The following is a 12,017-nucleotide window of genomic DNA, read 5'->3' on the forward strand; positions in this document are numbered from 1 at the left end:
CTCGGACCGGTTCCGCGCGCATAACAATCGGAGAAGCCAGGATGTCTGATACGATTACGACGATCGATGCTCTCAAAGAGCATCTGTACCTAGCAATGCAATTGGAACATGCAACGATTCCGCCGTACCTGACGGCGCTTTATTCGATCAAGCCCGGCACCAATGTGGATGCCGTGCAGGTCCTTCGGGTGGTCGCGGTCGAGGAAATGCTGCATCTGACGATCGCAGCAAATCTTCTGAACGCCATCGGCGGAACCCCTGACCTTACGAGGCCGGGATTCGTGCCTTCCTATCCCGCTCATCTTCCCGATGGTGAAACGGATTTCAAAGTGAGTCTGGCGCCGTTCACCAAGGAAACGCTGGCGATCTTCAAGAAGATCGAGCGTCCTCGTCTCGCCCCCGGATCGAAGAAGCTCGTCAAGCGCCTGTACCGTGGAAGCGTAACCGTGCTTGGAACCTATCCGGGCGCTGACGACATGCAATATTACAGCATCGGCGATTTCTACGCCGCCATCGAAGATGGATTCGATCGCCTTGAAAAGGAAGCCAAGGTTGCCGGCAAGACGATCTTCATCGGGGATCGCAAGCGCCAGGTCACATCGGAATATTACTACTCCGGCGGTGGCGAGCTCTTTCCCGTCACTGATATCGGAAGCGCAAAGAAGGCGATCCGGCTCGTCATGGAGCAGGGTGAAGGTGCCGGCGGCGGCATCTACGACCATGAGAGAGAACTCGCGCATTACTACCGCTTCGACGAGCTGGACAGAGAGCGCTACTACCAGCCGGAGGACACGGCCGGCCATCCGACCGGCCCCACCTTCAGCGTCGACTGGCATGCTGTTTATCCGGTCAAAACCGATCTGAAACTCGGCGACATCGACCGTAAGAAGAGCCCGGAACTCTATGAGGCCGCGCTTTCGTTCAACCAGACGTATGCGGAGTTCCTGGGACAATTGACGCAAGCCTTCAACGGTCAGCCGCAGTTGCTGCTGCAGGCTGTGCCCAGAATGTTCGAATTCAGGAACCTGATGGGAGACCTGATCCGCAATCCCTTGCCCGACAGCGGCGGCCACTATGCGATGGCGACCTTCGAGATTGGCGACAATCAGGTGCTGCGCACCGTGGCGATCGAGGAGGCGGGAGCATGAGTATCGAAGATCCGCACCGCTTTCTTGCTTTCTCGACAGAGGTGACCGCCTTTGCCACCTTCGATTTGTGGGCCACAGGCCAGGTCGAAGCCTACCTCGCGACCGTCAATAGCGCGATTGGCGGCGCTATCCTGGCTGAACTCCTTTCCACCTACGAAAAGATCTGTCTGGAGACGGAAGGCCAAGCTTTGTCCGAGCGAAAGGCACGTCTGCGCCGACAGATCTTTGGAAGCGAGAAACTTGGCCCGGTTGCCCGCAACATCATCAAGCTCTGGTACGTCGGCACTTGGTACGAACTGCCGACCGCCTGGAGCGAGGCGTTTGGTGCGAACCCCAAGGATGTGCCCTTCGTCGTTTCGGCGGCTGCCTATGCCGAAGGCCTGATGTGGAAGGCAATTGGAGCCCATCCGGCGGGCGCGAAAGCTCCTGGTTATGGTTCATGGGCGTCCCCGCCAACGATTCCGGCCTTCGCGGGCGAGCCTGCGATTGCGCAAGTCAAGGAAGTCCAAGTCAACCGCAACGAAGGATTGGCAAGATGAGCACCCAAACACCGCGACTCTCACCCGAAAAAGTCTGGCTCGGCATCACGCCGACGCTTTGGTGGAACGACGACTTCATCAACATCGACATCGGCATTCCCTTCGAACAATGCATCAGTGAAATGGCGCTCGCCGGCTATGTCGGCTGCAGCATTGGCCACAAATATCCGACCGATCCCAAGGTCTTGAGAGCGGCGCTCGAGCTGCGTGGTTTGCGCGTTTCGGAACCATGGGTCAGCACCTATTTCACGATTGAAGCCATGAAAGAGCAGACAATCGCGAAAGTCCGCCAGCAACTCGCCTTTCTGGAGGAGATGGAGCGCGGTAGCACGGACCCCAGGAGAGCCGATCTTGTGGTGGCCGAGTTCGGCCATGCGGTCAATCCGCTGCCATTCGCACTGTTCCCCAATTGCCCGACGCTGACAGACGTACAGTGGATTCGCTTGGTGGACGGTCTGCATGAGATCGGCAGGATTGCCAGGGAAGAGGGTCGGCGCCTTTGCTATCATCCGCATCTCGGCACCGGCGTTATGATCGCTTCTGCTGTCGACAGGCTGATGGAAAGGACCGATCCAGATCTGATCCATCTGTTGTTGGACACCGCCCATCTTGCAGCCGCCGGCGTCGATCCGCTGGCTGTCACCAAAAAATATGCCCGCCGGATCAAGCACATCCATCTGAAGGATATTCGAGCCGATGTCGTGAGCCGTGTCCATGAAAAAGGGCTCTCCTTCGAAGCAGCCATCGAGGCCGGCATATTCACCGTTCCCGGTGACGGCTCGATAAAAACCTTCCCGCAAATTCTTGCGACGCTCGCCGAGGCCGATTTCGCCGGTTGGCTGGTGATCGAGGCCGAGCAGGATCCAGCCAAGGCCAATCCGCTCCAATACGCCAAGATGGCGCGTGCCTATCTGCACGAGACGCTTGGGTGGTAGCGATGGACAAGGGCGCAAAAAGAGAGATCCTGCTGAGCCTGTTCATGTTTACGGCGGACCTGCGGCCGAATGATCGGGCCTATACCCAAACCCTGATCGACCACATCAAAGCCCTGCTCGCTATGGGCTATGACGGTTTCGACTTGCCGATCGCCGCCCAGCAGACCGGCGACCATAAGGCCGAGATCGAAAGTTATGCCCGTTTCAGGCAGGCCTTGGACGCCGCCGGCCTGGAACCGGTACGATTCACGACCAATGTTGGGACAACGCGGACCTTCGATCCCACCTCGCCTTTCCGGGAGCAGAGGGAAGGCGCATTGGCCTATTTGAAGTCCCGCGTCGATATTACGTCGATCCTTGGCGGCAAGACTGTCATGGCGGGTCCGATCGTTTTCCCATATGGCGTCTTCCCGACCCTAGATTCCGGCACGCCGCTGTGGAGCGATGCGCTGCAGGATTGGCTTGAATCTCGCTATGAGCTCGCGCGCCCGATCATCGAGGAGCTCGCCAACTATGCAGAGAAGAAGGCCGTCAAGCTCGCGATCGAGCCGGTGGACCATTGGGAAACACCGGCACCGAACATGGTCTCGGATGTGCTGGGTTTCCTGGAAGGGGTAGCCAGTTCCCAGGCGGGCTTGACCATCGATAGCGCCCATGTGCTGCTTGGAAGCAGCGGGCCTGCAGCTTTCCAGGCCGACCTGCGCGCCACCGTGGCGCAGCGACGTTTGAACTACATACATATTTCTGCGCCAGATCGAGGGGCGTTGAAGGATAGCTGGATTCCCTGGGAAAGCTTTCTTACGCCGATCCTGCCGGTCTATGACGGCCCATTCCTGATCGAGGTATTCAACGCGGTCCCGGCTTTTCTCAGCGGCCTGCATCTGACCCGTCGCAAATTCTGGATTCCTGGCGAAGACCAGCCTGTGGCAGGCGTGTCCAGCGCCTACGACGTCGCCCGCGATGGTTTGGAAACCGTCCGGGAGGAATTCGCCAAGCTTGAATATCTTTCGGCGCTTTAACCCGGCCGGCTAAATCGGCCACGGCCACACAAAGGACAGGTGACGACGATGAACGACATACAGCCTTCCGGACTTCACACGAGGGGCCTGACCACGTTGCGGCGCGCAGCAACCTCGCAGCAGGTCACCGCCGATCGGCTCGGAGCCCTGGCGGATCTTCCGGGCTTTTGGGAAGGGACGGGTTTCAGCCTTATTGCGCGTCCTGATTATTCCGGTCGCAGCGAAAACGGCATCTTCCTGCAACTCAATCTATTGCATGAAACGATCGAATTCACTTCGATCGGCTCTCCGGTCTTCAATCGCGGCAGCGAACAGGGCGATATCGCTATTTATGGCGTCACCTATCTGCATCGCGTCACGGACGGCACCAATGGCGGCGCGTTGCATATCGAACCAGGCATGTGGTTGAACATCCCGGCGACTACCGCGCCGAAGGCCGATGCCAGCATCGCGCGGTTGGGTACGATTCCACACGGCAACGCCTTCTGTACGGTTGGTTTCGTGCAGCATGCCGAGTTCGACAAGGTGCCGGACATTCCGCCGGCCAATACGATACCCTTCGTTATAGGCGGCGAGCCGCCGGCGTCCGGCAGCCGGAATCCATATCCCCAATATGACCTTGCCATTCCGAGCAGTTTTCGAACAAGTCCGGTCCCCCCAGGCGTCACACAGGCGATGATCGATGATCCCAATCAGGTGCTGCGGGATACCCTGAACCATCAGGTCTTCGAGCAGGGTCAGACCCTCAAGCAGATTACACGGTTGATAACCTCGACGGCCGGCGGCATTGCAAATATTCCATTCATCACCACCAATGCCAATACGCTCGACCTCGATTCCGTCTTCGCCATCGAAACCGTCGTCGACAATCTGGGTAACGAGTTCATGCAATTGCAATACTCGCAAACCGGTTTGCTGAATTTCAAAGGCAAGAGCTTTCCGCATGTGACGGTCGGAACATTGATCAAGGCATTTTAGGCTGGTTTGGTGGATGGCGCTCGGAGGCTGCCCTCAGCGAAGATAATGGATATGCGGCCGCAAGTGATGCGGCGATGTCTCCACGCGAGCTTCGACCGAAAAGACGTTTCTCAGAAGCTCTTCGGTCAACACCACCTCTGGCGAACCCGAAGCGACGATCCTGCCTTGCTGCATGATGATCAGTTGGTCGCAGAACATGGCCGCGTGGTTCAGATCATGCAAAGCGATGATGCTGGTAACGGGAAGGTCGCCGACGAGCCGCATCAGGCTGATTTGATACTGGATATCGAGATGATTAGTCGGTTCGTCGAGGATCAGTTCCTGCGGGGATTGCGCCAGGGCTCTCGCCAGGTGCGTGCGCTGCTTTTCGCCACCCGATAGGCTCTGCCAGCGATCATTGCGTTTCTCCGTCATACCAGCCCGTTCCAGCGCGCCTTCGACGGCCTCTTCGTCGGCCGCGGTCCAGCCCGAAAACATCGACAGATGCGGAAACCGGCCGAGCTTTACGACGTCGATGACCCGCAGATTGGCATTGGTCGTGGCATGCTGTTCGACGAAGGCGACGCGCTGAGCGACTGAGCGTCGGCTAATGGTCTTGATGTCCCTTTGGTCGAGCGTAATGCGTCCGGCATGCGGTCGCTTCAGACCGGCGAGAAGACGAAGGAGCGAGGTTTTGCCGGAGCCATTGGGGCCGAGCAGGCCGAGCATCTTGCCGGGTTGCGCCTCAAATGAGACGCCGTCAAGAACGGTCTTCCTACCAATTCTCCAGACGAGGTTATCTGCCTTGATGGTCATGACGCACGCTGGAACCGGTAGAGAATGATCGAGAAGATGGGCACGCCCACCAGCGCCGTAACGACGCCGATCGGCAGGACCTGATGCGGAACGAGGACACGCGATGCAATGTCTGCCAGCACCATGAGGATCGCGCCCGCCACGGCGCAGGTCGGAAGCAGGCGGATATGCAGCGGCCCGACGAGAAAGCGCGCCGCGTGCGGCACAACGAGGCCGAAGAAGCCGATCGAGCCTACTATGCTGACGATCGTTGCCGTCATCATTGCCGTCAGAACGAAAAGTGCGATCCGCGCCCTGCCAACATTGACGCCAAGTGAGGATGCCGCCTCGTCGCCGAAGGCAAAGGCATCCAACACGCGGGCATAAAACAGGCAGGCGACGAGTCCGAAGCCGACCACAATCGAGACCAGCATGAATTCGGGCCACCGCACGCCGCCGAAACTGCCGAGCAGCCAGAACATCACATCGCGGGCTTGCTGCGCATTGCCCGACGTCGTCACGATATAGGAGGTCGCGGCATTGAAGAGCTGCGATGCGGCGACACCGGCGAGAATGGTGCGGTCGGCCCCGCCGCGTGTGCCATTCGATAGCAATGCCACCAGGAGAAAGGCCGCGAAGGCGCCGGCAAAAGCCCCGGCAGACAGGGATACTGCGCCGGCACCGACCCCGAGGATGACAATCGCAACGGCGCCGGTGGAGGCGCCGGCCGAGATGCCGAGAACATAGGGTTCGGCAAGCGGGTTGCGCAGCAGCGACTGCATGATCGCTCCCGAGAGCGCGAGGCCTGCGCCGCAGAAGACCGCCACCAGTGCCCGGCTGAGACGGTAGTCCCAGATGACAGCCTCATGGATCTTGTTGAGCTCCACCGCCGTCCATCCCATTCGATTGGTTACGGCCGAGAAGGTGGTGACGAGCGGGATCGGCAGATCGCCGATCCCGACGCTGATCCCAACGACGAGGCCGATGGCGGCGAATGAAACCAGCAGCAGAAGGCCGAAGGCAAGAACCCGCTGAAGAGGGCGACGCGTATCGGTCACTTCAGAAGACCAAGCGCCTTCAACTGCTCCGCCACCTGTTCGGCACCATAGACCGTCCGAACGGTGGGGTTCATGGCTTGGCCGTCCATGACCACGATCGCCTTGTTCTTGACAGCCGAGATTTGGCTGACCGCCGGGTCGGTGGTCAAGAAGTTGATCTTGGCGTCAGCCTTGTCGAGTTCCCAACGGTTGCGGTCGAGATTGGCAACGACGATGACGTCCGGGTTGGCAGCGATGATGCTTTCCCATCCAAGCGTCGGCCATTCCGCCTCTGCCGTCACCGCGTTATGCCCGCCGAGCAGGTCGGCGATAAAGCCGGAAGCGGCATTCTTGCCGCCGAGATAGGCGTCGGCCGACGGGCTGGGGCTCGAGAACCAGAAGACGTAGGAGAGGTTCTTGCCGTCTTTCGAAACGCTGGAGCGAAGTGCTGCCTCACGCGCCTTGAAATCGGCAATCAGCGCCTGGCCGCGATCGGCGACGTCGAAGATTTGCGACAGCTCGTCGATTTCCCTGTAGAGAAGGTCCGTGTTCCATAGCTGAGCACGGCTGCCATATTGGTCCTTGACCTCTTTGGTGCTGAGGCAGGTGCTGGGGGAGAGATAGGTCGGGATGCCGACCTTGTCATAATCCTCGCGCTTGGCGACTTTGCTGCTCGGCCCCATCAGGCTCGGCAAAGCCGCCGCCACGAAATCGGGATTTTCCGCAAGGATGGATTCGAAGGTCGGGAATTCGACTGTCAGCAGTTTCACCTTGTCATTGGCTTCGGCAAGCTGCGGCAATACCTTGCTCGGCCAGAAGGCAGTGCCGACCATCTTATCCTGAAGGCCCAACAGCAGCAGGATCTCCGCGCTGTTCTGGCCAAGGCCGATCGCCCGTTCAGGCGCCTTCTGGAAGGTCACCTGCACGCCGCAATTCTCGATCGTCAGCGGAAATTTCGTTGCGGCAAATGCCGAGGATCCGGTGGAGCTGAGCGCGGCGCAGAGGCCGGAAATGGCGAAAAATGATTTCAATAGGGTCACAAGAAAGATCCTGATTGTTCTATGGCCCGAGGGGCTGGGTGCAATTGCCGGCGGTATAACCTCTGAGCGGCATCAAAAACAAGACTTTCCTAATCATATTTTATTAGGCGTGAGAATATCACCACTTCGTCGTCCGGTTCGTTTGGGGACAGATCGCTGTCACCATTCGGCCATGCTGTCGAAGCCGCAATCTGCAAGGCCGGCGTAGCAAAGCTGACCAGCGCAATCGCTATGGGAAGAGTTTAGTTTTCTAGCAGCGATCAATGGCGTTGAGTCTTTCTCGCAACACCCGCTCGACAATTCGCAATTCGAAGGGTTTCGGCTGGATTCCGGCGATTCAGTCGAGGTATTCGTCGGATCAAGAGGCGATTCGCAAAGGCAGGACAACGGCTGAAGGCATCCGCCCGTATCTCCTTAAGACAGGATAGTCATGAACGCGGACATGATAGCCGCATGGGCGGCGCAGAATGGATTCCATTCACTCGATTCGTCGAATTTTCGGCGGCAAGACGATGCGCGCACGATCACGATCGAGATAAAGAGAATGTCGGTCGTGCTGATCGACGAGAGACCAGGATCGCGGCCGCGCCTCGTCTCGCGACTGTTCAAAGATATGCGCACTGCAATCGAGAGCGGCCGGTTCGAAGGACTTCTGCCGGTCGGCCACCTGCCATAGGCCTCTGCACGGAGTTTGAATAAGGCAATTCGGCGCTTCATCCCTATGGATTTGACAGGTTGCGCCCTCTGAGAGCCGTATGATCCTCCTTGCGGCGGTCGACCTCGCGCCATTGCTGCGCTCGCCGTCGAAGCGTCGAAATTGAACGGGCTCCATCATTCTTTGTTATCGGTTTCCTCATAACATGTTTACAACTAGGGTCGTGGGGTAGGGGAACAGATGATCGCTCGGCTGGTATTTATTGCCATATTCTTTGCTAGCTCGCTTGGCCTGGCAACCGCAGGCGATCAGCTTCGCATCGCCACTGAAGGCGCATACCCGCCCTTCAATTTCAAGGACACGGCCGGGCAACTCGCCGGATTCGATGTCGACATCGCCAAAGCTCTCTGTCAGCAGATGCAAACCGAATGTTCGCTCGTCGCTGTGCCCTGGACGGAGATCATTCAGGGTTTGGCGGACGATAAGTATGATCTCATCGTCGCCAGCATGGCCTTTACAGAAGAGCGAGCCCAGAAAATGGAGTTTTCTGCGCCGTATTATCGCTCTCATTCGGTATTGATAGGCGACTCGGAAAAATTCCAGGACAGTGCGCCGGCAGCACTCGCAGGCGTTCGCATTGCGGCGGCAACGGGAACCATTCAGGCGGAATATTTGCAGAAGGCCTATGGCGCAAGCAAGCTTGAGTTGACGAAAGACCAGCCTGCCGCGCAACGCTTGCTTCTGGACAATCAGGCAGACCTTTTGATCGGCGATGCCATCGAGCTTCTGAGCTTCCTGCAGACGCCCGAAGGTGCGCGCTTTGGTTATGTGGGAGATCCGATCTCCACCGACTTTCTTCAGAGCTCGGCGCATATCACCGCGAAAAAGGGCAATGTCGAACTCATTCAGAAGGTGAACGACTCTCTGAAGCAGATAAAGCTCAATGGCGTCTATGACCGCATCAACGATGCCTACTTCCCCTTCAGCATCTATTGAGCCACGGGTATGGGTGAAATCAAAGGGTCGAGAAGACGCCAGCTCTCGCTGAGTTCCGTCGGTCGATTTGTTCTGCTCGGCGTCATCGTCTATTCGCTGGTCGCCGGCGGGATTTCGCTCGTCCTGTTGAACAGAATCGAGACCCAGGCAGACTTTACCCGTGATACGCAAATTCCGCTCATCCTGACGCAAACGCGGAACGCCGTAAAAATCGAACGTCTATCTTCTCTCCTGCGCTCCATCTATCTCGCGAAGGACCGCAGATTGGAGCGGCAGCTCCAATTGCAGATTCAGGCCCTCGCGCAAGGCTTCTCGTTCGATCAAAATGCCCGTCTGATCGAAGGGTCACGGCAAGTCGCCGATGAAACCAAGATAATCGCAAAACTTCGTCAGGAAGCCCGCGACTTGCGAGAGGGCCAGCCGTCGTCCTCCGCCACGCAAGCCACGATGGATGCTGACGATGTCGATAAGATAACGACACAGGCATATGATCGAGCTATGCACACTATCGACGCGATGGCCTCACAATTGAGCGGCGATGCTGCCGTCGTAGCCGACGACCTCGCCCGTGAAATCCAGCGCAGCGCAGGGCATATGCAGATTGGATGGATTTTGATCCTGCTGGTTCCAAGCCTCTTTGCCACCGCCTTGCTGGTCGCTGCAAGACGTCATCTTACTGCGCCTATCGTCGCCGCGATCGATAATCTGGAGCGAATTGGAAAGCACGAGCAGGTCGTCCGTCTAGAGCGCGCCCCGCTCATCGCAGAACTGGCAATGATCGATGCGGCAATCGTCGCCTATGGAGAGGTCTCAGACGATCTGCACCGCACCAATGCCATTCTGCATGGCCTGGCGGAACAGGATCCGTTGACGGGACTGGCAAATCGCCGGACCTTCGAGAACTATCTCACCTCGGCCTTGAGCCGGCGAACCGCCGCCCCTGATCTTGCGATTGTCATGGTCGACGTCGATCATTTCAAATCCGTGAATGATACGTTCGGCCATCTGGTTGGCGACAAAGCTCTCGCAGCCGTCGCCAACGTGCTGACCAGCTTGCCTTGGCACGCCAATAGTCTCGTTGCACGATATGGCGGCGAGGAGTTCGTCGTCGTCCTGGAAGACTGCTCGCAGCAGCAGGCGATCGAGCGCGCGGAAAGCTTGAGGCGTTCCATTCAGGAACTTTCGATCGAGACGCATGCGGGAGCACCTTTACGCCTGACCGCCAGCTTCGGTCTCGCCATGGCCAACCATGGCGGCCATGCGCCGGCGGAAATTGTTGCCGCCGCTGACGGTGCCCTTTACAGCGCAAAGAGAAGCGGTCGCAACAACGTGCAGGTCGCATTGTGGCCCGGCGAGATGTCAAAGGCTGGCTAAGTTTTGCGGCCTCCATGACGTCGCCTTCGATCTCGCCGCCGCACGTCCCAAGCGCTGTGCACTTGGTCCTGAAATTGCGGGTGAAGCAGCAGACATCAGCTACTGCCTACGCGGACTATGGGCAGTTTGATGACGTTGCAGGGTTGGCTGCTTGATCCTGCTTCAAAGTCGTAGTGTTCTTCGATGTCGACATTCCGTTGCAGTCGCTCGCTTTTCCGTTGTCTTTGGTGGTGGTGCTACCCGCAGTACCACCGGTACTGTTGGTGCCGCTGGTGGTGTTGGCTCCAGAGCCATTGTTGCTGTTGGTGCCATTGTCAGATCCGGAACCTGAACTTGTCGACGTCCCGGAGCTGGTTCCGGAACCAGATCCGCTACCGGAGGTGCCGGACTGCTGGGCCAATGCCGATGTTGCAAGGCCGATGGAAAGAGCTGACACAGCCAGGATTTTTAAGAACATGATTTTCTCCTTGGATGTTCTCTGATTGCCGACCTCGAACAAACACCGGCCCGGCATGTTCCAAAGTTTCCCCGTCGGCGATCCCTGAAACGAGTCATTCTTCGCCGGTGCGCAGGATCCATCTCGTTCAACGCATCGGAAATCAGAAGGGATATGGAAACGTTACCACATTTCTTGACTCACAATCTCGACCCGTCTAAGTTTGATATGGAAACGTTACCATGTGGGAGGAATGGAATGAAATCCGCACGGCTCAATCGCCTTTTTGGCGTGTCCGGAAATTGTTTCGACGTTGCCATCGATCACGGTATGTTCAACGAGCGGACTTTTCTCGCCGGCATCGAGGACATGAAGACGGCCATCAAGGTGATTGCCGATGCCGCGCCCGATGCCATTCAACTTCCGCCGGGCACGGCGCCTCTGCTGCAGGCGATCCCCGGCAAGCAACGTCCTGCATTGGTCCTGCGCACCGATATTGCCAATATCTACGGCAACCCGCTGCCTTCGGCGCTTTTTTCGGAAATGATCGACCGGGCCGTCGAACAGGCCATAGCGCTGGATGCCGCCTGCGTCGTGGTCAATCTCCTGATGCTGCCGGACCAGCCGGAAGTCTATCGCGCCTGCGTGCGCAACGTGAACAGTCTGAAGCGCGAATGCGAGATCTATGGCATGCCGCTGATGGTCGAACCCCTTGTCATGCAGGATAATTCCAAGGGCGCCTACATGGTCGATGGCGCGATCGACAAGATCCTGCCGCTGGTGCGTCAGGCGGCCGAACTCGGCGCCGACATTATCAAAGCCGACCCATGCGACAATGTCGATGAATATCACCGCGTCGTAGAGATCGCCCAAGGGCTCCCTGTACTGGTGCGCGGCGGTGGCCGCGTTTCGGATCACGAAATTCTGGCCCGCACAAAGCAGTTGATGGAGCAGGGCGCTCGCGGCATCGTCTATGGCCGCAACGTCATTCAGCATAATAATCCCGGCGGTATGACGCGAGCTTTGATGGCAATTGTCCATGACAAGGCGTCCGTCGAACAAGCCTCCGGGTACCTCGCCTGAACG

General features: G+C 58.1%; 13 protein-coding genes. 10 read left to right on the plus strand and 3 right to left on the minus strand.

Annotated features, from left to right (window positions below; genetic code table 11):
* Positions 1 to 41: 41 nt before the first annotated feature.
* From QA646_RS19025 to QA646_RS19045, 5 genes are read left to right on the plus strand one after another with little or no spacing between them, the layout of a single operon-like run.
* A complete protein-coding gene (locus QA646_RS19025; protein WP_283059812.1) occupies positions 42 to 1,148 on the plus strand; it encodes a ferritin-like protein in 1,107 nt (368 codons plus the stop codon).
* Complete coding sequence (locus QA646_RS19030; RefSeq protein WP_283059813.1) at positions 1,145 to 1,687, plus strand: hypothetical protein; 543 nt, start codon at positions 1,145 to 1,147, stop codon at positions 1,685 to 1,687. The genes QA646_RS19025 and QA646_RS19030 overlap by 4 nt, the downstream gene beginning before the upstream one ends.
* Positions 1,684 to 2,622, plus strand: coding sequence for a myo-inosose-2 dehydratase (gene iolE / locus QA646_RS19035; RefSeq protein WP_283059814.1), 939 nt, complete (start codon positions 1,684 to 1,686; stop codon positions 2,620 to 2,622). Before QA646_RS19030 ends, iolE begins: the two co-directional genes overlap by 4 nt.
* Before the next feature lie 2 nt (positions 2,623 to 2,624).
* Entirely contained in the window at positions 2,625 to 3,641 is a 1,017-nt protein-coding gene (locus QA646_RS19040) for a sugar phosphate isomerase/epimerase family protein (protein ID WP_283059815.1), read from the plus strand.
* A gap of 48 nt (positions 3,642 to 3,689) precedes the next feature.
* Positions 3,690 to 4,619 (plus strand): heme-binding protein, encoded by a 930-nt coding sequence (locus tag QA646_RS19045; protein WP_283059816.1) that lies wholly within the window; start codon positions 3,690 to 3,692, stop codon positions 4,617 to 4,619.
* Positions 4,620 to 4,652: 33 nt separating this feature from the next.
* Here the strand turns inward: QA646_RS19045 and QA646_RS19050 are convergent, their stop codons facing one another.
* From QA646_RS19050 to QA646_RS19060, 3 genes are read right to left on the minus strand one after another with little or no spacing between them, the layout of a single operon-like run.
* Positions 4,653 to 5,414 carry an ABC transporter ATP-binding protein gene (locus QA646_RS19050; protein WP_283059817.1) on the minus strand — a complete coding sequence of 254 codons (762 nt, stop codon included), beginning with the start codon at positions 5,412 to 5,414 and terminating at the stop codon, positions 4,653 to 4,655.
* The gene (locus QA646_RS19055) at positions 5,411 to 6,451 is read right to left on the minus strand and encodes an iron chelate uptake ABC transporter family permease subunit (protein WP_283059818.1); all 1,041 of its coding nucleotides are present in this window, start codon (positions 6,449 to 6,451) and stop codon (positions 5,411 to 5,413) included. The genes QA646_RS19050 and QA646_RS19055 overlap by 4 nt, the downstream gene beginning before the upstream one ends.
* Positions 6,448 to 7,443, minus strand: a complete 996-nt coding sequence (locus QA646_RS19060; RefSeq protein WP_283060570.1) for an ABC transporter substrate-binding protein — start codon at positions 7,441 to 7,443, stop codon at positions 6,448 to 6,450. The genes QA646_RS19055 and QA646_RS19060 overlap by 4 nt, the downstream gene beginning before the upstream one ends.
* A 457-nt stretch (positions 7,444 to 7,900) precedes the next feature.
* On the opposite strand from QA646_RS19060, the gene QA646_RS19065 reads away from it, so the two are divergent.
* The 5 genes from QA646_RS19065 (at position 7,901) to QA646_RS19085 (ending at position 12,014) form a co-directional block, all read left to right on the plus strand.
* Positions 7,901 to 8,146: a hypothetical protein gene (locus tag QA646_RS19065; protein WP_283059819.1), complete on the plus strand. Its 246-nt coding sequence runs from the start codon at positions 7,901 to 7,903 to the stop codon at positions 8,144 to 8,146.
* A gap of 219 nt (positions 8,147 to 8,365) precedes the next feature.
* A complete protein-coding gene (locus QA646_RS19070) occupies positions 8,366 to 9,121 on the plus strand; it encodes a transporter substrate-binding domain-containing protein (protein ID WP_283059820.1) in 756 nt (251 codons plus the stop codon).
* A 9-nt stretch (positions 9,122 to 9,130) separates the two neighbouring features.
* On the plus strand, positions 9,131 to 10,495 hold the full coding sequence (locus tag QA646_RS19075; RefSeq protein ID WP_283059821.1) for a GGDEF domain-containing protein: 1,365 nt from the start codon (positions 9,131 to 9,133) through the stop codon (positions 10,493 to 10,495).
* 173 nt (positions 10,496 to 10,668) lie between these two features.
* Positions 10,669 to 10,977 (plus strand): hypothetical protein, encoded by a 309-nt coding sequence (locus QA646_RS19080; RefSeq protein WP_283059822.1) that lies wholly within the window; start codon positions 10,669 to 10,671, stop codon positions 10,975 to 10,977.
* A gap of 212 nt (positions 10,978 to 11,189) precedes the next feature.
* Positions 11,190 to 12,014, plus strand: coding sequence for an aldolase (locus QA646_RS19085; RefSeq protein ID WP_283059823.1), 825 nt, complete (start codon positions 11,190 to 11,192; stop codon positions 12,012 to 12,014).
* Positions 12,015 to 12,017 lie beyond the last annotated feature (3 nt).

The sequence above is a fragment of the Rhizobium sp. CB3090 genome (assembly GCF_029714285.1).
Lineage (GTDB): Bacteria > Pseudomonadota > Alphaproteobacteria > Rhizobiales > Rhizobiaceae > Rhizobium.